We start from the raw sequence: 26,652 nt of genomic DNA on the forward strand, positions 1-26,652 counted from the left end.
TGCGGGTTTTTTTATTGCGCATAAAAAAGAGACACAGCCAATTGGCTGTGTCTCCCTGTACGTCCTTACACTTCCATAATAATCGGTAAGATCATTGGGCGGCGTCTTGTTTTTTCATAAAGGAAAGGAGCAAGAGTGTCAGTAATCTCGTTCTTAATTTCTGACCATTGAGTCGTCTTACGTTCCATTACTTTTTCAAGATGCTTTGAAATGAGATCTTGCGCGTCATTAATGAGGTCTCCAGATTCTCTCATGTAGACAAAACCTCTTGAGATTAAATCAGGACCTGCAGAAATTTTGAATTCTTTCATATCCATGCTGACAACAACAATGACAAGACCTTCTTCTGAAAGAATGCGGCGGTCTCTTAACACGATGTTGCCGATATCACCAATACCGCTACCGTCGATATACACGTTGCCTGATGGAATTTTGCCAGCGACACTTGCTTCGTCACCTTTCAGTGCAAGAACTTCACCGTTATCCATGATAAAGCAGTTTTCCTCAGGGATTCCGCAATCATTCGCAAGTTTAATATGCGTTTTTTGCATGCGGTACTCACCGTGAATCGGCATGAAGAATTTTGGTTTGATTAAACGGAGCATCAGCTTTTGTTCTTCCTGCCCGCCGTGTCCAGAGGTATGAATATTATTGAGTGAGCCATGAATGACTTCAGCACCAGCACGATACAGCTGGTTAATAGTACGGCTTACGCTAATATTGTTACCTGGGATCGGTGAAGACGAGAAGACAACAGTGTCTCCAGGGTTAATTGAAATCTGGCGGTGCGTACCGTTGGCAATACGAGAAAGAGCGGCCATCGGTTCACCCTGACTACCAGTACAAAGAATGGTTACTTTGTTTGCTGGAAGGCGGTTGATTTCATTGTGTTCAATGAATGTGTTTTTTGGACATTTGATATATCCGAGCTCTTGTCCAATATCAATGGCAGACTCCATGCTGCGCCCAAACACAGCGACTTTTCGGCCGTTGGCAACAGCTGACTCGATCACTTGCTGAAGTCTGTGAATGTTAGATGCAAATGTAGCAAAGATAATACGTCCATCGACTTTTCTGAAGATGTCATCAATGCTTTCACCTACACGTCTTTCGGACATCGTAAATTCTGGAATTTCACTATTTGTACTGTCAGATAGAAGACAAAGAACGCCTTCTTTCCCGATCTCAGCCATTTTCGTTAAATTGGCAGGCTCGCCGACAGGAGTAAAGTCAAACTTGAAATCGCCTGTATGTACGATGTTACCAGGAGGTGTCTTCACGACAATTCCATAAGAATCTGGGATACTGTGCGTCGTTCTAAAGAAAGACACAGCTGTTTTTCTAAATTTGATCGTATCTTCTTCTTCAAAGATGTGAAGTTTGGTCTGTCTTAATAGACCATGCTCTTCCAATTTGTTACGAAGTAGGCCGATTGCGAGTTTGCCTCCGTAAACTGGAATATTCACTTGCTTGAGAAGATAAGGGATACCGCCGATGTGGTCTTCATGTCCATGAGTAATAAAAAGACCTTTGATTTTATCTTCGTTTTTAACTAAATACGTATAGTCAGGGATGACGTAATCAATTCCTAGAAGTTCATCTTCAGGGAACTTAATACCAGCATCAATCAAAATGATTTCATCTTGAAATTGAACGCCATACGTGTTTTTACCGATCTCGCCTAATCCGCCGAGCGCAAAAACTGCCGCCTGATCGTTTTTTACAAATTTCATTCCTCTCATAGCTCCAATACTTTAAAATTTTCACTTTCTCGTTCATAGTCTAAAAAAGCACCGTCTACAGGCTGAATGAATTCAATATTGTAGTTATGTTTTTTCAACTTATCGCGTACGTCTCTTTCAGAAACCGCTTCAACGTATAGTGAATCTGTGTGTTCTCTCACAGGTACCTCAGTCGTACTTGCCTGAAAAAATACCTTATATATCATCCAAATCTCTCCTTAAATACCGTATGTTACACTCGCTTATTCTATTATATTAAAAAAACGCGCATAAGAAAAGTCTCAGAGAAAAAAGGACCTTCAGCAAATGTGCGGAAGATCCTTTTAAGCAATCGATTTTTTACGAAGCATGTCCTTCCATTGTCTTCGAATTTTCTTGCGCAGACGACGAAGCATCGCGGATCGCCTCCTTTCGGTATGAGTCTCATTCAGCCATTTGTTCCGTTCTCTCTATATACTTGTATTATATGATGTTTCCACTTAATGTTACATGGTTATATGTGGGAAATGGGCGTTTTAAGAGGAAGTGGTTTCGTCAGTGAAGATCTTTCTGTATGATGAAGGGGAGAGGGTATACATAACAAGAGACAGGAGACGAGATATGAATAAAAAAGTCATCTTCTTTGATATCGACGGTACTTTATATGACCATGATAAAAAAATACCTGAATCAACGAAGCGAGCTGTTCGTTTATTAAAAGAAAAAGGGCATCATCTCTTCATTGCATCTGGCCGTTCGCCTTTTCTTATCCAGCCTATTTTAGAAGAAATAGGGCTTGACTCATTTATTGCTTATAACGGTCAGTATGTCATGTACGAAGGAGAAGTCATTTATGGCAATCCGCTTAAGCAAGAGCTGATGGATAAAATTTATGAAACAGCGGATCAACATGATCATCCGCTTGTTTTCATGGGAGAGAAGACGATGAAGGCGTCTGTGCCGAACCATCCATTTATCCATGAAGGGATCGGCACTTTAAAAACAGAGCATCCCGAGCATGATTTGTCATTCTTTAAAGAAAACGTCATTTATCAAATGCTGTTATTTTGTAAAGCAGAAGAGGAACATCTATATGAAGCGTTCCGTGAAGAAATTGATCTCGTCAGGTGGCATGAGCTGTCTACGGATGTCCTGCCAAAAGGTGGATCAAAGGCTGAAGGAATTAAACGAGTCATTGAAAGACTCCCGTACGATCAAAAGGACACAATTGCCTTCGGTGACGGGCTGAACGATCGAGAAATGATTTCTTTTGTTGGAACAGGCGTTGCGATGGGGAATGCAGTCAATGAATTAAAAACATTAGCTGACTTTGTCACCAAACCTGTAGATGAGGATGGCATATTCCACGCTGTGACTGAATTAGGCCTTATTGATGAATAAAAAACAAGACCCGCTGATGGACGGGTCTTGTTTTTATGTTATGATCTACCGATCGCAACCGCGTTGTCTGGCTCGGCGAATGGATGATCTTTTTGAATATGATCATAAAACATAATGCCATTTAAGTGGTCAATTTCATGCTGAAAAACGATGGCCGGAAACCCTTTGAGGCGAATATCAATGTCTTCACCTTCAAGCGTTGTACCTTTCACCCTGATTTTTTCATAGCGCGGGACGAATCCAGGGATGGCTTCATCAACAGATAAACAGCCTTCACCAGTAGCTAAATAAGCTCTTTTGACTGAATGGCTAACAATGCGAGGATTGAATAATGCATAGCTGTAAAGTTCTCCGCCCTCGTCTTCACAGTGAACAGCGATCATTCGTTTACTGATATTGATTTGAGGAGCTGCTAGGCCAACACCGGGTCTGAGTTCATATTTTTCAGCAATGTCTGCATCCTGACTGTTTTTGACAAATTCAATCATGTCAGCTAATTGCTGTTTTTCTTCTTCTGTTGGCGGGAGTTCGACCGCTTCAGCTGTTTGTCTTAAGACGGGATGCCCGTCTCGTACGATATCATCCATGGTAATCACAAAACTTCACTCCTATTTCCTTTGTATGTAAAGTATATAAAATGATACACGACATATGCAATGAAATAAAGAAGACCGGTCGTATGAGACCGGTCAGAGGCTTATTCAGCCATTAGCAGCAGCCACCGCCACCTAAGAATGCTGCGCCAACAATGATCAATAGAATGAATAGGACGACGATTAAAGCGAATGTACGTCCACCACCGTAACCGCAACCGTATCCACCACCATAACTTGGATAGCAACAACCGCCGCCGTATCCATAACCGTAACCGCCGTATCCACCATACATACTTCCATGACTATAATTAGACATACTTTTGACCTCCTTTGGAAATACACTCGGCCTCTCATAAGTGAAGGCGAAGCGTGTAATATAAACTATGTATGAATGCACTATTTGTATAGTCATGAGCCTAGAGCATGAAAAAAATCTTCTTTCCCCTCAAAAAACCAGCCTCTTTCCTTGTCACAACCGCCCTGAAAAATTATAGTGGTATGTGGAGATGTAAAGGGGGACCTTGTAATTGAAACAGATGAAAAGAAGAATAAAAGCAGGTGCAGCTTTAGCGGGGATATGTACCCTCTTGCTTGCGGGCTGCGGAGGTCAAAATCCGCTTTATGAGATGCAAGATGCCATGACGAAAATGAGCGAAAAAGAAGCATCCTTTGAAAAAGAACAAGGTGCACTGCAAAGCTATGAGAAAAAAGAGCAGCAGTTGTATAAAAAAATGATTCAAACAACAAAAGACCACACAAAAACAGTCTCAAACTTGTCTGATCAAGCATTAGCATCGGCAGAAAAGCGTGAAGAACATTTAAAAACAGAAAAAGACAGCATGGATCAATCGAAAAAAGAATTTCAATCTGTAAAAGAATTCGCTGGACAGATAAAAGATACGGAAGTAAAAGACAAAGCAGAACAAACAGTCAAATCAATTGAAAAAAGATATGCATCGTATGATCAGCTTTACCGTGAGTATCAAAAGGCGCTGAAACAAGACAAGCACTTGTATGAATCTTTAAAAAGAAAAGACTTAGGATACGCTGAACTGAAATCCAAACTGAAAACAGTCAATCGTTCCTATAGTAAAGTGAGAAAAGAAAGCAAGAAGTTCAATCAATATACAGATCAATTGAACGAATATAAACAAGCTTTATACAAAACAGCTCAGAAAGAATCACAAAACAGTTAAAAACAGTACTTGCATATTTGCTACTAGTTCTGTTTATCGCTGCTACTCACAAAGTGCCTGCGTGGCGTTACTCTTTTTTCGAAGGTGTCAGACTGAAAAGAAGAGAAAGGGTTAAAATGAAGTTCATTTTAGCCCTTTGTCCATCATGATCAAAAGAGCTAAAAATAGCTCTTTTTTTATTTTTCGACAAAAACAAACATGTGCTATTGTAGTACAGCGACCCACTCTATACTAGTACAGTTTATGCTGTTGATTAAACAGATTGATACAGGTCACCATAAAAAGTAAAGCGAATACATTTATTTAAATAAAGCCGTTAAATCAATTGACGGACTATTTTTCTTGTTGTAAACTATTCCTTGTTAACAGAAGTTGTATTAGTTTTTTGTGAACTATCGTTAATACAGTTAGAAAAACTCAAAAGCAAGCGATCATCCAATGTTTCGACAACGATCTTTGTGGCTATTATATACAGGAGTCATATGAGCATTTTGGGTTATCCTATATCTGTATGTATAAATGGATTCACGACAAATTGACTGTTAAAAGAAAGGAAGAGGTGACTTTAGAATGGCTGCAAAAACAAAAAAAGCAATTGTTGATAGCAAAAAGCAATTCGATGCCATCAAAAAGCAGTTTGAAACGTTCCAAATTTTAAACGAAAAAGGCGAAGTCGTAAACGAAGCGGCAATGCCAGATCTTTCAGATGACCAATTAAAAGAATTAATGCGCCGTATGGTGTTTACACGTGTATTAGATCAACGTTCAATTTCATTGAACCGTCAAGGACGTCTTGGCTTCTATGCGCCAACAGCTGGACAAGAAGCTTCTCAGCTTGCAACTCACTTTGCACTTGAGAAAGAAGATTTCATTCTTCCAGGATATCGTGATGTACCACAATTAATCTGGCATGGTCTTCCACTAACAAAAGCATTCTTGTTCTCTCGTGGACACTTTGTTGGGAACCAAATGCCTGAAGATGTGAATGCACTTTCTCCGCAAATCATTATCGGTGCACAAATCATTCAAGCTGCTGGTGTAGCTCTTGGTTTGAAAAAGCGCGGTAAAAATGCTGTTGCAATCACTTACACTGGTGATGGTGGAGCTTCACAAGGTGATTTCTACGAAGGTATTAACTTTGCAGGGGCTTACAAAGCGCCAGCGATTTTTGTTGTCCAAAACAACAGATATGCGATCTCTACACCTGTTGAAAAGCAATCTGCTGCACAAACGATTGCACAAAAAGCAGCTGCAGCTGGTATCGTAGGCGTACAAGTTGACGGTATGGATGCATTAGCTGTATACGCAGCGACTGCTGAAGCTCGTGAGCGTGCTGTAAATGGTGAAGGTCCAACATTAATTGAAACTCTTACATTCCGTTACGGCCCACATACAATGGCTGGTGACGATCCAACAAGATATCGTACAAAAGAAGATGAAAATGAGTGGGAGCAAAAAGATCCATTGGTACGCTACCGCAAATTCTTGGAAAACAAAGGCCTTTGGTCTGAAGAAGAAGAGAATAAAGTCATCGAAGATGCAAAAGAACAAATCAAACAAGCAATCAAAGAAGCTGACGAACAGCCTAAGCAGAAAGTCACTGATTTGATTGAAAACATGTACGATGTGAAACCATTTAACTTGGTTGAACAGCTTGAAATCTACAAACAGAAGGAGTCGAAGTAAGCCATGGCGCAAATGACATTGATTCAAGCGATCACTGATGCGTTACGCACAGAACTGAAAAATGACGAAAACGTTCTCGTTTTCGGAGAAGACGTTGGTAAAAACGGCGGCGTATTCCGTGCGACTGAAGGATTGCAAAAAGAGTTTGGTGAGGATCGTGTATTCGATACTCCACTTGCTGAATCTGGTATTGGCGGTCTTGCAATTGGCCTTGGACTACAAGAATTCCGCCCAGTAATGGAAATTCAATTCTTCGGATTCGTTTACGAAGTATTAGATTCTGTTTCTGGACAAATGGCTCGTATGCGTTACCGTTCTGGTGGACGCTGGCATTCTCCAGTGACAATCCGTTCTCCATTTGGTGGAGGAGTTCACACACCTGAGCTTCACGCTGACAGCTTAGAAGGTCTTATTGCACAACAGCCTGGTATCAAGGTTGTTATTCCTTCAACACCTTACGATGCAAAAGGACTATTAATTTCTGCAATCCGTGACAACGATCCGGTTGTATTCCTTGAGCATATGAAACTTTATCGTTCTTTCCGTCAGGAAGTTCCTGAAGAAGAGTACACAATTGAAATCGGTAAAGCTGACGTGAAACGTGAAGGTTCTGACCTTTCAATCATCACTTACGGTGCAATGGTTCACGAATCACTTAAAGCTGCTGAAGAACTTGAAAAAGAAGGCGTTTCTGCTGAGGTCGTCGACCTTCGTACAGTGAGCCCACTTGATATTGAAACAATCATCGCTTCTGTTGAAAAAACAGGCCGCGCGATCGTTGTTCAAGAAGCACAAAAACAAGCTGGTATTGCAGCAAACGTAGTAGCTGAAATCAATGATAGAGCAATCCTTAGCCTAGAAGCACCAGTACTTCGTGTAGCTGCACCTGATACTGTATTTGCTTTCTCTCAAGCTGAGAGCGTATGGCTTCCAAACCATAAAGACGTGCTTGAAACAGCTAAGAAAGTTCTTGAATTTTAATTAAATGACAGAGGGGAAAAGAATTTATTTCTCTTCCCCTTTATCAATTACATGACCGTGTAATGTTGACAGAACAATGGTTTAACATAATCTAGGAGGCGAAAAACAGTGGCATTTGAATTTAAACTTCCGGACATCGGAGAAGGTATCCACGAAGGTGAGATCGTTAAGTGGTTTGTAAAACCAAACGACGAAATCAATGAAGATGACGTTTTAGCAGAGGTACAAAATGATAAAGCAGTTGTAGAAATTCCTTCACCTGTTAAAGGAAAAGTATTAGAATTAAAAGTTGAAGAGGGAACAGTTGCAACTGTAGGACAAACAATCATTACGTTTGATGCACCTGGTTACGAAAATCTTCAATTTAAAGGCAGCGAAGAAGAAGGCGAAGCGAAAACTGAAGCTCAAGTACAAGGTACTGCTGAAGCTGGTAACGAGCCTGAAAAGAAAGAAGTTGCTCAAGAAGAAGCGGCAGCAGCAACTGGTGCTGGCGCACAAGAGCAAGTAGATGCTGATCCTAACAAACGCGTTATTGCTATGCCATCTGTACGTAAATATGCGCGTGAAAAAGGCGTTGAAATTTACAAAGTTGCAGGTACTGGTAAAAATGGCCGCGTGCTAAAAGAAGATATCGACAGCTTCCTTAATGGCGGTTCTGCAGCAACTCAAGAAGCAGCACCTCAAGCAGCTGAAAGTGCGAAAGAAGAAGCAGCTCCAAAAGCGGCAGCAGCTCCAGTTCTAGAAGGAGAATTCCCAGAAACTCGCGAGAAAATGAGCGGAATCCGCAAAGCGATCGCAAAAGCAATGGTGAACTCTAAGCACACAGCTCCTCACGTAACATTAATGGATGAAGTTGATGTAACAAACCTTGTTGCACATCGTAAACAATTCAAACAAGTTGCAGCTGATCAAGGAATCAAGTTAACTTACTTGCCTTACGTTGTAAAAGCTCTAACTTCTGCTTTGAAAAAGTACCCAGTACTTAACACTTCTATCGATGATAAAACAGATGAAGTTGTTCAAAAGCATTACTACAACATCGGAATTGCAGCTGATACTGAAAAAGGCTTGCTCGTTCCAGTTGTGAAAAATGCAGATCGCAAAGCGATTTTCGAAGTATCTAATGAAATCAACGAGCTTGCAACAAAAGCACGTGATGGTAAATTGGCTCCAGCTGAAATGAAGGGTGCATCTTGCACAATCACAAACATCGGTTCTGCTGGTGGACAATGGTTTACTCCAGTCATCAACCACCCAGAAGTAGCGATCCTTGGTATTGGCCGTATCGCTGAAAAAGCGGTTGTTCGTGATGGCGAAATCGTTGCAGCTCCAGTCTTAGCTCTTTCCCTAAGCTTTGACCACCGTATGATTGATGGAGCTACTGCGCAAAATGCCCTTAACCACATCAAGCGTTTATTGAATGATCCACAATTAATTTTAATGGAGGCGTAAATTCATGGTAGTAGGAGATTTCCCAATCGAAACAGATACTCTTGTCATCGGTGCAGGTCCTGGTGGATATGTAGCTGCTATTCGTGCTGCACAGCTAGGACAAAAAGTAACAATCGTTGAAAAAGGAACACTTGGCGGCGTATGTCTAAACGTCGGCTGTATCCCTTCAAAAGCATTGATCAATGCTGGACATCGTTTCGAGAATGCAAAGCATTCTGAAGACATGGGTATCAAAGCTGAAAACGTAACAGTTGATTTCACAAAAGTTCAAGAGTGGAAAGCTTCTGTTGTCAACAAATTAACAGGTGGAGTTCAAGGTCTTCTAAAAGGAAATAAAGTAGACATCGTCAAAGGTGAAGCTTATTTCGTAGACAGCAACTCTGTACGTGTCATGGATGAAAATTCAGCGCAGACTTATACATTTAAAAATGCAATTCTTGCAACTGGATCTCGTCCAATCGAATTGCCTACATTTAAATACACAGACCGCGTGATTAACTCAACTGGTGCTTTAGCGCTTAAAGAAGTACCTAAAAAGTTAGTTGTCATCGGTGGTGGATACATCGGTACTGAGCTTGGTACTGCTTATGCGAACTTTGGAACAGAAGTTGTCATCCTTGAAGGTGGAGACGAAATCCTTCCAGGTTTTGAAAAGCAAATGAGCTCATTAGTGAAACGTAACCTGAAGAAAAAAGGAAACGTTGAAATTCACACAAACGCTCTTGCAAAAGGCGTTGAAGAAAAATCTGACGGTGTCACTGTTACTTTCGAAGTAAAAGGTGAAGAAAAAACTGTCGATGCTGACTACGTACTTGTGACTGTTGGTCGTCGTCCAAACACAGATGAGCTTGGTCTTGAGCAAGTTGGTGTTGAATTGACAGACCGCGGAGTTGTCAAAACTGACAAACAATGCCGTACAAGCGTTTCAAACATCTATGCAATTGGTGACATCGTTGATGGACCACCACTTGCACACAAAGCTTCTTACGAAGGTAAAATTGCTGCTGAAGCAATCGCTGGAGAGCCAGCTGAAATTGATTACCTTGGTATTCCTGCTGTTGTATTCTCTGAGCCAGAACTTGCAACTGTTGGATACACTGAAGCAGAAGCAAAAGAAGAAGGAATCGACATCGTTGCAGCGAAATTCCCATTCGCAGCAAACGGACGTGCACTTTCTCTTGATGCAACTGATGGCTTCATGAAAATGATCACTCGTAAAGAGGATGGTCTAGTGATCGGTGCACAAATCGCAGGTGTTGGTGCTTCTGATATGATTTCAGAGCTTAGCCTTGCAATTGAAGCTGGTGTGACAGCTGAAGATATCGCAATGACAATTCACGCTCACCCAACTTTAGGTGAAATCACAATGGAAACGGCTGAAGTAGCAATCGGAAGCCCAATCCATATCGTAAAATAATGAACGTTGAAACCCTCTCCACACGGAGAGGGTTTCAGATTGTTGACAAAGGGCTAAAATGAACTTGATTTTAGCCCTTTGTCTTCTTTTTCAGCGTGATAGAAAACCTTTGCAGTCTAGGAAGGACGAGTACTGGCGCGGAGCGAATTTGACATTCGTGAGCACCAGCACGCAGGACTGACAAAGAATGCGAGGGTTTGTCTACCCGCTGAAGCCCTCTCCACACGGAGAGGGGTTTTTTATGTATGTGAAACGTCGCTGAAAAAGAAAAACCCTCATGAGATGAGGGCTTTTTTCATATGGATATATAAGTGCAAAGTCGAACCGTTAATTTGTATTCACTCGATCTAATGCTTGGCATATGGGTGATAAGATATCCTCTTTACCTCGGACATTACCTTCCACCTTCACAATGACTTTTTCATTATTGACAAGTAAAATAGCCGGCAGTTCGTCTACTTCATTTTTCCAGCCTTTACGATCTTCTTTGACAATCATCTTGGACATTTCCTTCGGATATTCATTTTTTAAATCGAGCACTGCGTCATAATAAGGACTTTCTTTATCAAGATTTTCTGCATCAGTAAAAAAGAGAATTCTCGGCTTTTGAATATGACTGACCTGGTCTGTCTGATTCGGTATGATATACGCAAATGAGCATGAACTAAGTACAAAGAGCATAGGGAATATAATGAGAAGGGTCCTCATAAAATTCAATCTATTCACCTCAAAATCCTTTGGGGTTGTACCAACATTTTTAGGAGCTAGTTCCCTGTTAGTCACTCTAGTGTATCACGTCCTTTTTGACAATTTTCGATTGTTACTCAATTGTTACAGAATTGATATGAAGGAAAATACATTTGAAACGTTTCCTCAATATGATGAGAAAAAAGCATATATTTATAAAAAATAATTAAATGTGTCATACAATTAACCGTTGACAACTTAAATGTGACATCATATTATAGAGGTATGAAATAGATTAAACGCTTTCAAACTTTGAGTAAAGAAAAGGGGAATGTACGTGGGTACAATTATTTGTCAAGATTGCAATGAAACCATTGATCAATTTGAAAATGAAAAAGTGACAACACTTTATGGAACATGTGGTCACTGTCATTGCTGTGATGAAGCCTCTGAATAAATAAAAAAGCATGCAGCTCCAATTGGGGCTGCATGTTTCTTTTTTATAAAATGGCTTTTTGTTCTTTAATGACACGAATCATATCTAGTGTGGAATCTTCTGGTCCTTGAACAGGAAGACCGATTTCGATATTTTTAAAGATATAGGAGATATTTTCTTCTGTGATGATTTCTCCTGGTATAAAAATAGGAATACCAGGCGGATAAACCATGACAAATTCTGCAATGATACGGCCAGCCGCTTCTTTAAATGGAATGACTTCCGTTGTTGCGTAAAAAGCGTCACGCGGCGTCATCGCAAGCGAAGGGATCTCAGGCAGTAACACTTCTGTCACGGCTTGTTTGCCGCCTTGACGTGCAGAGGTGGCCGCAATTTCCTTCATAGCCGTTACAAGCGTATCAATCGTCTCATCACAATCGCCAGGCGTCACGATACATAAAATGTTGTATAGGTCAGAGAGCTCTACTTCAATTCGGTAGCTTTCTCTCAGCCATTTCTCCACATCATGGCCATTCAGTCCAAGGTCTTTAATGGAGATGATTAATTTTGTTGGGTCATAATCGTAAGTAGAAGGTGAACCGAGAATTTCTTGACCAATACAAGTAATACCTTCAATTTCGTTTAAACGAGTTCTTGCTGATTCAGCTAATCGAATGGCTTCATCTGCAAGCGCCTTTCCTTCAGTCGCTAATCGCTTTCTAGCGACATCCAGGGAGGCTAAAAGCAAATAAGAAGTAGACGTAGTTGTCAGCATGCTTAAAATAGATTGTACTCGATCCTTTGAAACAAGCCCTTCTTTTATATTTAAAATCGAGCTTTGGGTGAGAGAGCCGCCAAGTTTATGCACACTTGTTGCTGCCATATCAGCTCCCGCCTGCATCGCAGACAATGGAAGCTCATCGTGAAAATGAATATGCACACCATGTGCCTCATCTACAAGAACAGGTACGTCATACGAATGAGCAATCTCTACAATGGTTTTTAAATCAGCTGAAATGCCAAAATACGTTGGGTTAATCACAAGCAGCCCTTTCGCATCTGGGTGTTTAGTCAGCGCTTTTTTAGCTGACTCTGGCGTGATGCCATGAGAGATGCCAAGCTCTTTGTCAATTTCCGGGTGAATAAAAACAGGTACTGCACCAGAAAATACAATAGCAGACATAATCGACTTATGGACATTACGTGGAACAATAATTTTGTCTCCAGGGCCACAGACGGTCATCACCATTGTCATGATCGCGCCGCTTGTTCCTTGTATAGAGAAAAACGTATGGTCGGCACCAAATGCTTCTGCTGCAAGCTCCTGTGCTTCTTTGATCATTCCTCGAGGCGAATGTAAATCATCAAGAGGTTCTATATTAATAAGGTCAATGCTTAATGCATTGTCTCCAATGAATGCTCTAAATTCAGGGTCCATTCCGGCTCCTTTTTTATGGCCTGGAATGTGAAATTGGACTGGATTAGTTGAAGCGTGTTTTTTTAGTCCAGTGTATAAGGGTGTATCATGTTGTGACAATTGCTTTCCCACCTTCATCGAAATACCTGCTATTATTATCCCAATAACAGCAGATTTCATTGCATAAAACAAAAGAATTATATTATGAACTGATCGGAATGTAAAGCATAAAATCAATCGGATTCTGATCAAACAGATGCTATAATAAAAGTTCAAATAAGAAATGTGGATTAAAGTGAGGGACAAGTAAATGGAATATCAATATCCAATGGACGTCGACTGGACAACTGAAGAAAAGATGGCGGTCATTTCATTTTTTCAAGCCGTTGAAAAAGCCTATGAAACAGGAATTGCGAAACAAGCGTTACTAGAGGCTTATAAACGATTTAAAGAAGTTGTACCATCAAAAGCAGAAGAAAAGACGCATTGTGCGGCGTTTGAAAAGGGAAGTGGGTATTCCCCTTATCGCACAGTAAAAAGCGCAAGAGAGGCTGAAGAAACAGCTATGATACGGATGTAAAAAACGAGCCAATATAGGCTCGTTTCAGCGTGTAGACAAACCCTCGCATTCGTTGTCAGTCCTGCGCGCTGGTGCTCACGAATGCCAAATTCGCTCCGCGCCAGTGCTCGTCCTTCCTAGACTGCAAAGGTTTTCTATCACGCTGAAAAGAAGACAAAGGGCTAAAATAAAGTTCATTTTAGCCCTTTGTCAACAATCTGAAACGAGCCAACATAGGCTCGTTTTTTTATACAGATTCTTTTTGTGTAAAGCGGTATAGATAAGTTACTGTGCGGAAGGCATCTTCAATTTTTGATAAGAATTCTTCATTATTCATTTGAACAACTTCTTCTCTAGGAAGCTGGATGCCGCAAAGGAGTTCGGCCTTTTTGACTGTTTGAACACGTTCAAATAGTGTTCTCAGCTGTTCAGCATCAAGTTCGCTGTGGCGGAGGACGTCCGGTTTCATATGATCCTTAGACCAAACAAAGTCTTGCGGTATTTTCTTTTGGATCGTGTCCAGCTCTTTTTCAAATAATTGCCCATATTCACCTTTTACTGGAGATTCATAAATGAGCGCAAACCATACAAATACATGAGTTTTCCAAAGCCCAATTTGAAAATGAGGGAGCTTTTTATACCCACGCTTACTGTTAGCGAAAGCCACCCAAGTGTCATTTGGCGGGTTGACTGATCTTCTTGCATGTTTTGCCACGTGGACAAACATTTCGTCTCCTGTAATAGAAGAAAGAAGCGGTGCAAAATGTTCACCAAGTGCTTCAAGCTTTGGACGGACTCTCTCTTTTAATACGGCCATACGTTCATCTAAACCGTCTACTGTGAATGTTTCAAAATCTTCATCTCTAAAACGCATTTCACTCATGTTATGCCTCCTGTATCTTTTCGCTGATCATATTTTATCATAGCTTGGGTCAAGCTCAAAAAAAGATGCACTTTAAAGAGAAAGATAGCAGGGATCTTGGTTCGGCGTTTAAAAACATCGATTTTGTGGTACATAACAAATAGGTAAAAACACAATTTTCAGAATGTCGTTGCGGTTATGCGATCGCTTCATACGATATAAGCAAGAACCATTTCTCTTATCGATTGTATTTTTTATCAATGAAAACTGACAAGGAATGAATCATTCTCTGGAAGGGGCGTTGACCAATGAAGCAAATCGTGAAGCATGGGTATAGACAAGAGAAGAAGAATCGCATCGCTGTGTGGAGATTAGAGGTTGATTATGAGCTTTCTACGCTTCATGAAGCCATCGAGCAAAAAGACGATATCCAAGTAGAACGCAGCAAACGAAAGCTTGAGCGCCTAAGAAAAGAATGGGAGCAGCTTCAAGGGTAAAACAAGGTGAGGTAAAAACGAACCAATTCATCGGTTCGTTTTTGTATGAAGCTGCTTTTTTCTTGCTTTTACGTACATAATATCAGTATGCTAATACAAATAGGTACTACATAGAAAAGAGGTTTACAGTCCGATGACAAACTGGGTGGAAATTGACCGACTTGCAAAGCTTTGGGTAAAAGAAGCGGGTAGCCGCATTAAAGAATCCATGCAGGAAGGTCTATCAATTGAAACAAAATCAAATCCAAATGATCTTGTCACAAACATCGATAAAGAAACAGAACGTTTCTTCATTGAAAAGATACAGTCGACATTTTCAGATCATCATATTTTAGGAGAAGAGGGCCAAGGGGAAGAAGTGACCTCTCTTGACGGGATAGTATGGATCATTGATCCAATTGATGGCACCATGAACTTTGTCCATCAAAAACGAAATTTTGCCATTTCAATTGGGATATTTGAACATGGTGTGGGGAAAATCGGTCTTATTTATGACGTCATTCATGACGAGCTCTATCATGCAGTCAAAGGAGAAGGGGCGTATATGAACGATACCTTACTCCCGCCTTTAAAAGATGTCGCCATTGAAAAAGCCATTGTCGGCATTAACCCAACATGGGCGATTGAAAGCCCCCATTTTGACGCTAAGCCGTTTGCCCGTCTCGTACGCGATGTGAGAGGAACAAGAACGATTGGATCAGCTGCACTTGAACTGGCTTATATTGCAAGCGGAAGAAGCGACGCATATGTCACGTTAAGGCTAGCGCCATGGGATTATGCTGCTGGATGTGTGTTGCTTGATGAGGTAGGCGCTGTTTACTCGAATATTCACGGAGAACGCTTAACGTTTCTAGAGAAAAATAGCATTGTTGCCGGAAATCGATCCGTCTGTGAGAAAATCTTGCATGATTACATAAAAGGAAGCGGAAATAAAAAATAAACAACATCACTTCATGAGAATGAAGTGATTTTTTGTTTTTCCTGAAACTTTTTGGTAAGGCAGATGTCTAAACGAATGAGGCCTTAATTTGATGTAAAGGATTGTGTAGCAATGTTTGATTTGTTTAGTGATTTATCCCTCCATTTTGAAAGGTTTTTTATTTTAAATGAGTACAGTATCCACATGATTCAATGGTGTGTGCTTGGACTATTTGTCCTTTTCATTACACTTCCCATATGGAAAGAAAAGAAGAGTCGTTATGTATTTTATGCTGGAATCGTATTAAGAGTAGTTCTGCTAGGGAGTATGACACTTGAGATGATTCACCAAGTTCTAGCTAGACAGTATACGATCGAAACATTTGAAGTGCTGACAGATTTCATGCAATTTCTCATCTATGGATATGTCTTGCTTGCATCACTTTTCTATGTGATTTCTCTTCCTTATTTAAAAAATAGGGGCATGTTTTTTGCATTTGATTTATCTGTGTTACTTCTGCCTTTATGTCAAACGGTATTTATTGTGTTAGTTGAGAGCAAAAAGTTCTTTCTCAGCGGTGATGCGGAGCTGATATGGAGAGATTTGATCATCATTTTGCTTATGATTGGCTTTGCCGCTTTGGTACTTCACCTATTCTTTCGTTTGTTTTGGCATCAGAAGTGGAAAGAATTGCTGTTTTTCTATGGCCTGATTTTCGCTGCGCTGCTGTATATTTTTTATCCTTCTATCTCGAAGTATGAGCTACAATCTTCGTTTAAATCCATTGTGATTTTAGCAGCGGCTGCAGGAAGCTTTATGACATTACATTTGTTATGTGTGTTACTACAAAACAAGGGGAAGTTGAGACAGTGGGGTGCTTGGGGAATTGTCGTCTTTTTTACGCTAATGCTGAACCCGATCCTAAATCTCCCACATATCATGTTTCAATTTACTAAAACGGAACTGACAGATACTTTCTCAGAAGAATATCGCCCTTTATCTGAAGCAAGTGCAAAAGCATTCGCTTCAAAGTTTGTACCATCGGACACTACATTATATTCAACGACTAGTAAACAGCCGATCTCTGATAACTACGTGTTTGCAGCCGATCAATATGAAGTGAATGTTTCTGCGTTTACAGGTGAATTAAACAGCTATTTTTATAATGGTCGCGCAAAGGGTCAGCATTTGACCGATAAAGAATATAGGGAAAAAACCATTGAATTTTTTGAAAGAAGCGGCCGATCCGTTGATCTAGACCGCATTCATGTAGTGATTGAAAAAGAAGACGGGGAGACAAGCGTTCTTCTTTTGCCAAAAATGTCTCAGAATAAAGATGAGAGCCTAGCGTTTGCCACATGGAAAAAAGAGACGCTTCGACAAGCGCAATATGGGAACGCCATCTTTCAATTAAAGGATATAGACGGGATCAATTTATCAAACAAAGAAATGAAAACGAAAATAAATCGTATTTATAAAAAGCTAAATTTACAGCCAACAGATTATCAGATTACAGACGTTGATGGCTTTTATTTTCAGTGGCAGCATGAAGTGGAGGTAAAGACAGCCGATCAATCTACATTTGTGTTTAATGGTTCAACGAAAGAATTGCTGAAAATACAGCTATCAAAAGCGATTCTTCAACAGAAAAAAGGAAATATCAGTGACGAAGATTTGTTGGAAATGATAGGGAAACAGTCAAAAGACGTGAAGACAGAAACAGGATCTCGTGAACACAAACAATATACTTTTCACGGGTCATCCCATTTACTTCATGTGACGAGAGATGCCGATGGAATTGCGTTGAATTGGCAATCAGACTCTTCTTTACCGCATACGGTATCGAATCAAGAACGTGATGAAGTCTATCAGCAAATCCTCAAAAAGTATGAACCTTATGCCATCTATAAAAAACAAATCAAGCCGGTGAGAATGATCGACAAAGAGGGAAAAATGAGCATTTCGTGGTTTGTGATCATTCAAACCTTCGGATCGAATGAGCGGAAAATATATGAAGTAAACGGACGAACAAAAGAGGTGCAACGTTTTGACAGATAAAGAAAAACAAGCCATCTTTCAAGACTTATATGAATTGTATCAGGAAGGGGAGCTTGGAGAAGAGGCTTCTAACTGGATGAAGACGCATGAAAAGCAGTTTCAGCATTCTTTTAAGGGAAACGAGTTTGCTCCTGCCCACACTGAGGATCAGAGTGATTATCTCGAATTAAAACGCATGAAGTGGTTTATTTCTTCGTTATACTTCTTTTTTATCGTATTATCAATTTGGATGACTGTGTGGTTTTATTTTTGATGTCTAGACCGACCAATCAAATTGAAAAAATATATGAAGAATATTTTCAGGAAATCACCAAATATTTATATCGCAGAACGGGAAATGTCGAAACAGCCAAGGACCTTGCGCAGGATGTATTTATCAAGGCACTGCATGGATTATCCTCTTTTAAAGGACATTCAAGCATTAAAACATGGCTTTACACCATTGCTTATCATACGTTTGTCAACGACTATCGCCGAAAAGTAAAACGAACTTTTACGGATGTAGAAAAAGCTGATTTTTTAGAGCAGCAGATATTCATGACACCTGAAGACCATTTAGAAACTCAAGCTGATATTCAAAGGCTGTGGAGCCAGATCAATCAATTGAAGGATTCTTACCGAGAAGTCCTCATTTTAAGAGATATTCAGGAATTATCGTATGAAGAAGTAGCGGAAATTTTGAATTGGACCTTATCTAAAGTAAAGACAACCCTTCATCGAGCTAGATTAGAGCTGAAACGAAAGCTACATTGTGAGGAGTTCAACAAATGAGCTGTTATTTGATTGAAGAACTATTACCACTTTATATAGAAGGGGACACGAGTGAAGAAACAAATCAATTAGTGGATGAGCATTTACGTTCATGCAAAAAATGCCGTTATCTATATGAAGAAATGAAAGAACCAGTCTCTATTGCAAAGTCAACAGATTTCATACCGTTCATAGATGAAAAAGAAGAAAAAAGAAAGTTTGAAAGGCGCTACTATGGAAAACTGTTATTACGGGCAAGTATCGTTTTTAGTATCGTCTATCTCATCATGCTCTTGATCTATTGGATATAAGAAAGAACCCCCATCTGGATGAACCGGATGGGGGTTTTTTGAGCTTAGTTCAATTTTTCTTTAGCAATTTGAACTGCATCATAGAACGTTTTTAATTGCTCTTGAGGAATTTTCTTAAGCAATTGGTTGAAAACAAGTAATTCAGTAGAGCTGAATCCAAGACCTTTAGCGATTTTAGAATCAATTACAACGTTTCCTTTTTTGTCTAGAACAAGTGCATCACCAGCAAGATCAACAATTCTGATCACTGATTTGAAAAGCTTTTCGAATTTAGTTGCTTCTTCTTTAGTAAGACCAAGTTCAACAGCTTTTTCTGCATCAAAAACTAATTTTCCTTTTTCGTTTTTAGTGATGCTTTCACTGAAAACGATTGTAAGAACAGCTGCGCGATCTAAGAATTTCTCAGCAGTCGCCGCTTCTTCTTCAGTAAGACCGAGCTCAACAGCTTTTTTCACATCAAATGTGTAGTTGTTGTCTTCCTCAACAAATGAATTGATGAGAATGCTGATAACACGCTCGTTTTTCTCCAATAAATCTTTAATAATTTGTTGCTGCTCAAAAGGAATCCCTTTGAAAGTTGCAGCACTTGCTTGCCCAGGAGCTACTGTTGTGAAAGTAAAAATGATAGCTAAAGCGAAAAATACAACAGAGCTGAGCGATTTGCTCAAAAACTTCTTCATGCTTCTTTTCTCTCCCTTTTCTGTTAAATTTTGTTGCAAGAACAGCATACCATGAGAAACTTTGTGGAAGAATAGGAAAAATGTAACTTTGTGTTTGTTTTTGGAGAACTATAAAAGTTCTTGTCGAAAAATGGAAGAGTTCAGATTGCTTATATTTGCCAACTCTATATGAAGTTTTTAGTTGAATCACTAGGGTTACATAGGTGGTTAGTCTTGTTTTTACCCAAAATAAAAGCCTTCTACATGTAAAATGTAAAAGGCTTTTCATAAATTTTATGATTGTACGTTTAATTTTCGTTTTAATGTAAATCCTGTACCCATGAAAATCATGGCGAACACAATACTTAAGCATGTTCCCAGTATGCTTTTTTCTGCAACAGACACTCCAATAAACGCCATACTGACGACGGCAAGTAATGCACATAATAATAGAAGCCATTTGATTTGTTTCATTTGTCTCCATCCCTTTTTTTAGAGTTAATATAAGTTTACAGAAAAACGATCGGCATTTAAAGGGGATTGTGATATAATATGAAAGTTATCTAATTATTTTAGGAGATGAAAATGTGAAACTTCGAAAAGACCTTCGCAACATCGCAATTATTGCCCACGTTGACCATGGTAAAACGACGCTTGTTGACCAATTGCTCCATCAAGCTGGTACTTTCCGTGCGAATGAAAATATCGCTGAGAGAGCCATGGATTCAAATGATTTAGAGCGAGAGCGCGGTATTACGATCTTAGCTAAAAATACTGCGATCCATTATAAAGATACACGCATTAATATTTTAGATACACCAGGACACGCCGATTTCGGTGGTGAAGTTGAGCGTATCATGAAAATGGTAGATGGTGTACTTCTCGTTGTGGATGCATATGAAGGTTGTATGCCTCAAACACGATTCGTGCTAAAAAAAGCACTTGAGCAAAACTTAACACCAATTGTTGTTGTCAATAAAATTGACCGTGACTTTGCTCGTCCAGCTGAAGTAGTCGATGAAGTCATTGACTTGTTCATTGAATTGGATGCAACAGAAGAACAGCTTGAATTCCCAGTTGTATATGCATCAGCAATCAATGGTACAGCAAGTAACGATGCTAGTAAGCAAGATGAAAACATGGAATCGTTGTTTGAAGCGATTGTCAACCATATCCCATGCCCAGTCGACAACCATGAAGAACCGCTTCAATTCCAAGTGGCGCTACTTGATTACAATGATTATGTTGGAAGAATTGGAATTGGCCGTGTATTTAGAGGAACGATGCAAGTAGGACAGCAAGTTGCTCTAATGAAAGTGGATGGCAGTGTAAAACAATTCCGCGTGACGAAGATTTTTGGTTTCCAAGGGTTAAAACGAGTGGAAATCAATGAAGCGAAAGCTGGAGATCTTGTCGCAGTATCTGGTATGGAAGACATCAACGTAGGAGAAACAGTCTGCCCGGTAGAACACCAAGAGGCTTTGCCGATCCTTCGTATTGATGAGCCGACACTTCAAATGACATTTGTTGTCAATAACAGCCCATTTGCAGGCCGTGAAGGAAAGTACGTGACATCACGTAAAATTGAAGAGCGTTTAGAACAGCAGCTTCAAACAGACGTAAGTCTTCGTGTAGATCCAACGGATTCACCTGATGCTTGGGTCGTATCAGGACGCGGTGAGCTTCATTTATCAATTCTGATTGAGAATATGAGACGTGAAGGATTTGAACTGCAAGTATCGAAGCCAGAAGTTATTGTAAAAGAAGTAGATGGTGTTCGATGTGAGCCTGTAGAGCGTGTTCAAATTGATGTACCTGAAGAGCATACTGGCTCTGTTATGGAATCAATGGGTGCAAGAAAAGGTGAAATGATTGACATGATCAATAATGGTAACGGTCAAGTTCGCCTGATCTTTACAGTTCCATCACGTGGTTTAATCGGATATACAACTGAATTTCTTTCATTAACTCGTGGTTTTGGTATTTTGAACCATACATTTGACAGCTACCAGCCGATGCAGTCTGGTCAAGTTGGCGGACGCCGTCAAGGTGTACTTGTTTCAATGGAAACAGGTAAAGCAACTGCTTACGGAATCCAAGGCGTTGAAGAGCGCGGTGTAATTTTCGTTGAGCCGGGTGTTGAAGTATACCAAGGAATGATTGTTGGTGAGCATAACCGTGAAAACGATCTTGTTGTCAACGTGAGCCGTATGAAACAACAAACAAACGTACGTTCAGCGACAAAAGATCAAACGGTTAGTATGAAAAAACCACGTATTATGTCACTTGAGGAATCTCTTGAGTACTTAAATGAAGACGAATACTGTGAGGTTACACCGGAATCGATCCGTTTAAGAAAGAAAATTTTAGATAAAAACGAACGTGAGAAAGCTGCGAAGAAGAAAAAGCTAGCAGGATTATCTTAATTCCATGAAGAATTAAAAAGATAGAACCCTGAAAGGTAAGGGGAGGGAATCTTTTTGAATGATCAGGAAGTAAGTGAGAATCTATCCTTTTTCGCGATGCTGTTTCGTGTCGATGAAAATCCGCAAACAGGGATGTGGCTCCTATATGGCACCATCCTTGTTTTAGCGATTATTGTTTTTAAACTCGGCTTTGCTAGACGTTTACCGATTTTAAAAGCACTTGTCATTTATTTGTTTTTGATTTTTGGCTGCACGTTTCTCACATTTCTAGGAATCTTCTTGCCAGTAGCAGAAGGCCTGGTTGTGGCAGCTGTCATTTTGATTATTTATAAAATACGGCTGCATCGTGCGAAAAAAGAAGGAACAGTGAGTACGTAAAAAAGACCTGAACTTGTGTCAGGTCTTTTTTATGTCTTCTGTTCTTTTTTTCCTTTTTTCTTCTTTTTCTCTTTCGTCGCAGGATCTTGATAAAGAGAGAATCTGCCAGTTTTGATGCGTGCCTCTGTCTTTACTTTAATTCTTTCTTGGCAGTCATCGCACATATATGTATGAATCGGTCGATTTCTTAACCGTTTAGCAACAAGTGTATCATCATTAATGGTTTCAAGCTTTTCACATAATGAGCACTTCACTCTCATCATTTTCACCTCACTTTGGTCATGCCTTCATTATAGCATGTTTTTTGAGCCACTTAAAATCAGCATAAAAAAGGCTTATATCACAAGAGATATAAGCCGCAGCGTGTAGACAAACCCTCGCATTCGGTGTCAGTCCTGCGCTTCGGTGCTCACGAATGTCAAATTCGCTCCGCGCCGATGCTCGTCCTTCCTAGGGCTGCAAAGGTTTTCTATCACGCTGAAAAGAAGACAAAGAGCCAAAATAAAGTTCATTTTAGCCCTTTGTCAACAATCTGAGGCTTATATCACAATAGATAGAAGCCGTTCTCATTATTTCTTCTGATTCATATGATGGTTTGATTGATCGTTTTGGTTTTTTTCTAATTGCTTTTGATCTTGTTGTTTGAGCTGATGATTCGGATCATTCGTCGGATCTGTTTCGTTACGGTCGATTTCATTTCGAGGCATTTCTGGCATAACACGGCCCACAATGGCTGCTAGTTCGTCCATAATTCCGCTTACTGGTCTGCCAGCTTGTATTTCTTTGCCCATTTCCTTTAAACGGCTCACTGTATCTGGATCAGCGACGACAACAGCATTCGCACCTTCTGGGTCATTTTTCAGTGCTTTGGCGACTGAATATTTAATGGTTTCAACTTTGCTTCTATCTAAATCATCTTTTACATCAATGCCGACGACAGCATACTTGCCGATGACGATCGCTGTTGCGTCATTTACATCTGCTACATGCTCAGTTACATTCACTAGGTGCTGCGCCACATCTGTTGATGGGCGGGCTTTGTCAGTGTTTTTCTTGGATGAGTCTGATACTCTTACTAAATGCTTGTTTCCGTCTTGATGTTCTTGTGCCAAAGGCTTCTCTTGATGTTGGCAAGCGCCTAATAAAAGAATGGTTTGAACCATGAATAACGTCAAAAATAGTCGCATGTGTATTCCCTCCTTCACAAACTGCATGATTTATTTTATTGTTGAATTAACCTTCTAACTTTATTCATGAAAACATATATTTTAACAATCGTTTTTGGAAAGACAAGGATGAATGAAACCCCGATCAGGAGGCGAAGGACCTGAGTAAAATTTATGTATTAGACACAAATGTGTTATTACAGGATCCGAATTCAATCTTTTCATTTGAAGACAACGAGGTCGTGATTCCGGCCGTAGTGTTAGAAGAAGTAGACTCGAAAAAAAGATATATGGACGAGGTTGGGCAAAACGCACGACGTGTCTCACGTTTAATCGACGGCTTGAGATCGAAAGGCAAACTGCATGAAAAAATTACGCTGGAGTCAAAAGGAACACTTCGTATTGAGCTGAATCATCGCTCTTTCCATGAACTTCAAGAAATTTTCATCGAAAAAACAAACGATAACCGGATTTTGGCTGTTGCCAAGAATTTGAGCTTAGAGGAAGAAACAAAACCGGATGGCCGGCCTGTTATTTTGGTCAGCAAAGATGTCCTGGTGCGAGTAAAGGCGGATGCCATTGGTCTGCAAGCAGAGGATTTCTTAAGCGATCGTGTGCTGCAAAATGAAGACATTGATAACGGCTATCATGAGCTCTATATTCCGACTGAGCAGCTGAATACATTTTATAAGCAAAATCAGTTACCAATAAAAGACGTCACCCAAACGCCATTAAACCCTCATCAATTTGTTATTATGAAGGGAAATGAGGGTGGTTCTGCTTTGGGGATGCTTGATCAAAAAGCAGAGCATGTGAAACGGCTTATTTATGACCAAGAACATATTTGGGGAATTCGCCCAAAAAATGTCCAGCAAACGATGGCGCTTGAGTTACTTTTACGCCGCGATATTCCGCTTGTGACACTTATCGGAAAAGCGGGAACAGGAAAGACACTGCTTGCACTTGCTGCTGGATTAATGCAGACAGAGGACCTCGGCATGTTTAAAAAGCTCATCGTGGCCCGCTCTATTGTTCCTGTCGGTAAGGACTTAGGGTATTTGCCAGGCGAAAAAGAAGAGAAGCTCAGACCGTGGATGCAGCCGATCTATGACAACCTAGAATTTTTATTTAACACAAAAAAACCTGGTGAACTCGATGCGATACTAGCGGGCATCGGTTCAATTCAAGTGGAAGCTTTAACGTATATTCGCGGGAGAAGTATCCCTGATCAATTTATCATTATCGATGAGGCGCAAAATTTAACAAAACACGAAGTAAAAACATTATTAACGCGGGTTGGTGAGGGAAGTAAAATTGTGCTGATGGGAGACCCAGAGCAGATTGATCACCCTTATTTAGACAGCTTAAATAATGGGCTCACATATGTCATTGAGCGTTTCAAAGGGCAGCAAATATCTGGACATGTCAAGCTTGTCAAAGGAGAAAGGTCTGGACTTGCACAGCTTGCAGCTGATTTATTATAGTCCAGACCCGCCATCTTATGTAATGATTAACTCTTTGACGCCTTTAATCGGCTGAGTGATGTTGGACTGATCCTCGAAATAAACGTGGATTGGTCCTTCTTCTGTTATAGGTTTTCCATTTTGGCTGAAATGGGCAATGCTATCCATCGCCTTAGAGAGCGGAACAGCAATTGTTTCTGTTTCTGTGACAAATTCACACGTCTCCGCTTGTTCGAGCGGTTCTGCATTTTTTATCATGTCGCCAAGTTTCATCCCGAAGCTGCCTGTGACAAGTCTTTCTTTTTCGTACTTTTTTTCTGTTTTTAATGTGGGTGGAAGTGTTTGACCTTCTCTTATGACCCGCTCTTGATCAAGCTCCTGATCTAGCTGCTGCTCTTCGTTTGCTGCACTTTTCTCAAAAAATGAATCCATTAAAAATTTACGGTCATCAAAAATCCATACACTCGGATCAATGGTGATCTTGTATTGTACGTTCCCCTTGATTTGAATAATGCTCATGTTCAAGACAACCCCTTTCCAACATAAATTATAGAAGTTTTCGCCCGCTTTGTCACTTTCATAAACATGCACTTCCTTGTACACACTACGATTAGACGAAAAATAGGGAGGATTTTGGGCATGGCATGTCGTGACAATGAAGAGCTTCAGCGATTTGTAGAAGAGGCAAAAAAGGTGGCCAAAAATGGAAAGGTAGCATCCTATATTCCGGCACTCGGTAAAGCGGATCAATCGGATTTATCTGTCGCTGTTTATCATGTGAGTAATACGTGCCACTCAGCGGGAAATGTTGATAAACGATTCACCCTGCAAAGTATTTCAAAAGTATTAGCACTGGCGCTCGTGCTCTCAGAAGAAGGACCGAAAAAAGTGTTTCAATATGTTGGACAAGAACCGACTGGCGATCCGTTTAATTCGATGATTAAACTAGAGACAGCAAGCCCCAATAAGCCGCTGAACCCAATGATTAATGCAGGAGCGCTTGCCGTTACAAGTTTAATAAGAGGGGCAACGCCGCAAGATCAGCTGAACCGGCTGCTTGGTTTTATTAGAGAGCTTGCCAATGACACCACCATTACATATTGCAAAGAAACCGCTGCATCTGAATTTGAAACATCAATGATTAACCGCGCAATGTGCTATTATATGAAGCAATATCATATCATTAAAGGGAATGTAGAAGAGGTGATGGATGTCTATACGAAGCAGTGCGCCGTCATGATGAATAGCCTGGATTTGGCGAAGATCGCGTGTGTTTTTTCATTAGATGGCAGGCATCCAGAGACAGGAAAGCAAATCCTTTCGAAAGATGTTGCTAGAATTTGTAAAACGTTTATGGTCACATGCGGTATGTACAATGCGAGCGGGGAATTTGCGATCAATATCGGAATCCCTGCTAAAAGTGGTGTTTCAGGCGGAATTATGGGGGCGGCGCCATACGACTTTGGGATAGGTATATTCGGGCCTGCTTTGGATGAAAAAGGGAATAGTATTGCGGGTATTAAGCTGCTTGAGCTCATGAGTGAAAAATATGAGATGAGTATCTTTTAATGACGAATGGCTTCTTTTTATTTTTACAGAGCGAACTGTACAAAT

The 26,652-nt window shown here is 40.3% G+C and carries 30 protein-coding genes; 18 read left to right on the forward strand and 12 right to left on the reverse strand.

Annotated features, from left to right (window positions below):
* Positions 1-65: 65 nt before the first annotated feature.
* Together rnjA and NST15_RS07035 are read right to left on the reverse strand one after the other, a co-directional pair.
* On the reverse strand, positions 66-1,733 hold the full coding sequence (gene rnjA / locus NST15_RS07030; RefSeq protein WP_008345116.1) for a ribonuclease J1: 1,668 nt from the start codon (positions 1,731-1,733) through the stop codon (positions 66-68).
* Positions 1,734-1,738: 5 nt separating this feature from the next.
* Complete coding sequence (locus NST15_RS07035; RefSeq protein WP_008345114.1) at positions 1,739-1,948, reverse strand: DNA-directed RNA polymerase subunit epsilon; 210 nt, start codon at positions 1,946-1,948, stop codon at positions 1,739-1,741.
* Positions 1,949-2,342: 394 nt separating this feature from the next.
* Between NST15_RS07035 and NST15_RS07040 the strand changes: the two genes are divergently transcribed.
* Positions 2,343-3,122 carry a Cof-type HAD-IIB family hydrolase gene (locus NST15_RS07040; protein WP_024719544.1) on the forward strand — a complete coding sequence of 260 codons (780 nt, stop codon included), beginning with the start codon at positions 2,343-2,345 and terminating at the stop codon, positions 3,120-3,122.
* A gap of 38 nt (positions 3,123-3,160) precedes the next feature.
* On the opposite strand, the gene def is transcribed toward NST15_RS07040, so the two are convergent.
* A complete protein-coding gene (def, locus tag NST15_RS07045) occupies positions 3,161-3,718 on the reverse strand; it encodes a peptide deformylase (RefSeq protein WP_008345111.1) in 558 nt (185 codons plus the stop codon).
* A 112-nt stretch (positions 3,719-3,830) separates the two neighbouring features.
* On the reverse strand, positions 3,831-4,010 hold the full coding sequence (locus NST15_RS07050) for a YjcZ family sporulation protein (RefSeq protein WP_026050085.1): 180 nt from the start codon (positions 4,008-4,010) through the stop codon (positions 3,831-3,833).
* 235 nt (positions 4,011-4,245) lie between these two features.
* Here NST15_RS07050 and NST15_RS07055 point away from each other — a divergent pair, with 235 nt between their 5' ends.
* The 5 genes from NST15_RS07055 (at position 4,246) to lpdA (ending at position 10,450) form a co-directional block, all read left to right on the forward strand.
* Positions 4,246-4,914, forward strand: coding sequence for a YkyA family protein (locus tag NST15_RS07055; protein WP_058213804.1), 669 nt, complete (start codon positions 4,246-4,248; stop codon positions 4,912-4,914).
* A gap of 570 nt (positions 4,915-5,484) precedes the next feature.
* On the forward strand, positions 5,485-6,600 hold the full coding sequence (pdhA, locus tag NST15_RS07060; RefSeq protein ID WP_007498599.1) for a pyruvate dehydrogenase (acetyl-transferring) E1 component subunit alpha: 1,116 nt from the start codon (positions 5,485-5,487) through the stop codon (positions 6,598-6,600).
* A 3-nt stretch (positions 6,601-6,603) separates the two neighbouring features.
* Positions 6,604-7,581, forward strand: coding sequence for a pyruvate dehydrogenase complex E1 component subunit beta (gene pdhB, locus NST15_RS07065; RefSeq protein ID WP_007498597.1), 978 nt, complete (start codon positions 6,604-6,606; stop codon positions 7,579-7,581).
* A 108-nt stretch (positions 7,582-7,689) separates the two neighbouring features.
* Positions 7,690-9,033: a dihydrolipoamide acetyltransferase family protein gene (locus tag NST15_RS07070; RefSeq protein WP_008345100.1), complete on the forward strand. Its 1,344-nt coding sequence runs from the start codon at positions 7,690-7,692 to the stop codon at positions 9,031-9,033.
* 4 nt (positions 9,034-9,037) lie between these two features.
* On the forward strand, positions 9,038-10,450 hold the full coding sequence (lpdA, locus tag NST15_RS07075) for a dihydrolipoyl dehydrogenase (RefSeq protein ID WP_003211097.1): 1,413 nt from the start codon (positions 9,038-9,040) through the stop codon (positions 10,448-10,450).
* A gap of 327 nt (positions 10,451-10,777) precedes the next feature.
* On the opposite strand, the gene NST15_RS07080 is transcribed toward lpdA, so the two are convergent.
* Positions 10,778-11,158, reverse strand: a complete 381-nt coding sequence (locus NST15_RS07080; RefSeq protein WP_342499051.1) for a hypothetical protein — start codon at positions 11,156-11,158, stop codon at positions 10,778-10,780.
* A gap of 316 nt (positions 11,159-11,474) precedes the next feature.
* On the opposite strand from NST15_RS07080, the gene NST15_RS07085 reads away from it, so the two are divergent.
* Entirely contained in the window at positions 11,475-11,594 is a 120-nt protein-coding gene (locus tag NST15_RS07085) for a GapA-binding peptide SR1P (RefSeq protein WP_003212464.1), read from the forward strand.
* 43 nt (positions 11,595-11,637) lie between these two features.
* On the opposite strand, the gene NST15_RS07090 is transcribed toward NST15_RS07085, so the two are convergent.
* Complete coding sequence (locus NST15_RS07090) at positions 11,638-13,110, reverse strand: aminotransferase class I/II-fold pyridoxal phosphate-dependent enzyme (protein ID WP_090756397.1); 1,473 nt, start codon at positions 13,108-13,110, stop codon at positions 11,638-11,640.
* A 190-nt stretch (positions 13,111-13,300) separates the two neighbouring features.
* Here NST15_RS07090 and NST15_RS07095 point away from each other — a divergent pair, with 190 nt between their 5' ends.
* Positions 13,301-13,570: a UPF0223 family protein gene (locus tag NST15_RS07095; protein WP_008345089.1), complete on the forward strand. Its 270-nt coding sequence runs from the start codon at positions 13,301-13,303 to the stop codon at positions 13,568-13,570.
* Positions 13,571-13,796: 226 nt separating this feature from the next.
* On the opposite strand, the gene NST15_RS07100 is transcribed toward NST15_RS07095, so the two are convergent.
* On the reverse strand, positions 13,797-14,432 hold the full coding sequence (locus tag NST15_RS07100; protein WP_035392176.1) for a DUF1054 domain-containing protein: 636 nt from the start codon (positions 14,430-14,432) through the stop codon (positions 13,797-13,799).
* Between the two features lie 287 nt (positions 14,433-14,719).
* Between NST15_RS07100 and NST15_RS07105 the strand changes: the two genes are divergently transcribed.
* From NST15_RS07105 to NST15_RS07130, 6 genes are all read left to right on the forward strand, one after another.
* Positions 14,720-14,908, forward strand: coding sequence for a hypothetical protein (locus tag NST15_RS07105; protein WP_008345085.1), 189 nt, complete (start codon positions 14,720-14,722; stop codon positions 14,906-14,908).
* Positions 14,909-15,041: 133 nt separating this feature from the next.
* Positions 15,042-15,848 carry an inositol monophosphatase family protein gene (locus NST15_RS07110; RefSeq protein WP_046343457.1) on the forward strand — a complete coding sequence of 269 codons (807 nt, stop codon included), beginning with the start codon at positions 15,042-15,044 and terminating at the stop codon, positions 15,846-15,848.
* 183 nt (positions 15,849-16,031) lie between these two features.
* Complete coding sequence (locus NST15_RS07115; RefSeq protein ID WP_342498966.1) at positions 16,032-17,885, forward strand: hypothetical protein; 1,854 nt, start codon at positions 16,032-16,034, stop codon at positions 17,883-17,885.
* On the forward strand, positions 17,875-18,138 hold the full coding sequence (locus NST15_RS07120) for a hypothetical protein (protein WP_017359390.1): 264 nt from the start codon (positions 17,875-17,877) through the stop codon (positions 18,136-18,138). Before NST15_RS07115 ends, NST15_RS07120 begins: the two co-directional genes overlap by 11 nt.
* On the forward strand, positions 18,138-18,656 hold the full coding sequence (locus NST15_RS07125; RefSeq protein WP_035701060.1) for a sigma-70 family RNA polymerase sigma factor: 519 nt from the start codon (positions 18,138-18,140) through the stop codon (positions 18,654-18,656). Before NST15_RS07120 ends, NST15_RS07125 begins: the two co-directional genes overlap by 1 nt.
* Complete coding sequence (locus NST15_RS07130; RefSeq protein WP_017359388.1) at positions 18,653-18,946, forward strand: zf-HC2 domain-containing protein; 294 nt, start codon at positions 18,653-18,655, stop codon at positions 18,944-18,946. The genes NST15_RS07125 and NST15_RS07130 overlap by 4 nt, the downstream gene beginning before the upstream one ends.
* Positions 18,947-18,990: 44 nt before the next feature.
* Here NST15_RS07130 and NST15_RS07135 read toward each other — a convergent pair whose 3' ends face one another.
* Together NST15_RS07135 and NST15_RS07140 are read right to left on the reverse strand one after the other, a co-directional pair.
* Positions 18,991-19,626: a hypothetical protein gene (locus NST15_RS07135; RefSeq protein WP_035700632.1), complete on the reverse strand. Its 636-nt coding sequence runs from the start codon at positions 19,624-19,626 to the stop codon at positions 18,991-18,993.
* Positions 19,627-19,899: 273 nt separating this feature from the next.
* Positions 19,900-20,079, reverse strand: coding sequence for a DUF5325 family protein (locus NST15_RS07140; protein ID WP_008345070.1), 180 nt, complete (start codon positions 20,077-20,079; stop codon positions 19,900-19,902).
* Positions 20,080-20,192: 113 nt separating this feature from the next.
* Here NST15_RS07140 and typA point away from each other — a divergent pair, with 113 nt between their 5' ends.
* On the forward strand, positions 20,193-22,031 hold the full coding sequence (gene typA, locus NST15_RS07145; protein ID WP_008345068.1) for a translational GTPase TypA: 1,839 nt from the start codon (positions 20,193-20,195) through the stop codon (positions 22,029-22,031).
* Between the two features lie 54 nt (positions 22,032-22,085).
* The gene (locus NST15_RS07150; protein WP_007499841.1) at positions 22,086-22,409 is read left to right on the forward strand and encodes a YlaH-like family protein; all 324 of its coding nucleotides are present in this window, start codon (positions 22,086-22,088) and stop codon (positions 22,407-22,409) included.
* 29 nt (positions 22,410-22,438) lie between these two features.
* Here the strand turns inward: NST15_RS07150 and NST15_RS07155 are convergent, their stop codons facing one another.
* Both NST15_RS07155 and NST15_RS07160 read right to left on the reverse strand, forming a co-directional pair.
* The gene (locus NST15_RS07155; RefSeq protein WP_008345063.1) at positions 22,439-22,669 is read right to left on the reverse strand and encodes a YlaI family protein; all 231 of its coding nucleotides are present in this window, start codon (positions 22,667-22,669) and stop codon (positions 22,439-22,441) included.
* A 309-nt stretch (positions 22,670-22,978) separates the two neighbouring features.
* Positions 22,979-23,596 carry a YhcN/YlaJ family sporulation lipoprotein gene (locus tag NST15_RS07160; RefSeq protein WP_019743435.1) on the reverse strand — a complete coding sequence of 206 codons (618 nt, stop codon included), beginning with the start codon at positions 23,594-23,596 and terminating at the stop codon, positions 22,979-22,981.
* A 140-nt stretch (positions 23,597-23,736) separates the two neighbouring features.
* Here NST15_RS07160 and NST15_RS07165 point away from each other — a divergent pair, with 140 nt between their 5' ends.
* The gene (locus tag NST15_RS07165; RefSeq protein ID WP_025207279.1) at positions 23,737-25,059 is read left to right on the forward strand and encodes a PhoH family protein; all 1,323 of its coding nucleotides are present in this window, start codon (positions 23,737-23,739) and stop codon (positions 25,057-25,059) included.
* Positions 25,060-25,074: 15 nt separating this feature from the next.
* Here the strand turns inward: NST15_RS07165 and NST15_RS07170 are convergent, their stop codons facing one another.
* Positions 25,075-25,557: a hypothetical protein gene (locus NST15_RS07170; RefSeq protein WP_008345056.1), complete on the reverse strand. Its 483-nt coding sequence runs from the start codon at positions 25,555-25,557 to the stop codon at positions 25,075-25,077.
* A gap of 120 nt (positions 25,558-25,677) precedes the next feature.
* Here NST15_RS07170 and glsA point away from each other — a divergent pair, with 120 nt between their 5' ends.
* Positions 25,678-26,607 (forward strand): glutaminase A, encoded by a 930-nt coding sequence (gene glsA / locus NST15_RS07175; RefSeq protein WP_035392166.1) that lies wholly within the window; start codon positions 25,678-25,680, stop codon positions 26,605-26,607.
* The last annotated feature ends 45 nt before the right edge of the window (positions 26,608-26,652 follow it).

The organism is Bacillus sp. FSL R5-0820, assembly GCF_038593385.1.
GTDB classification, from domain to species: domain Bacteria; phylum Bacillota; class Bacilli; order Bacillales; family Bacillaceae; genus Bacillus; species Bacillus altitudinis.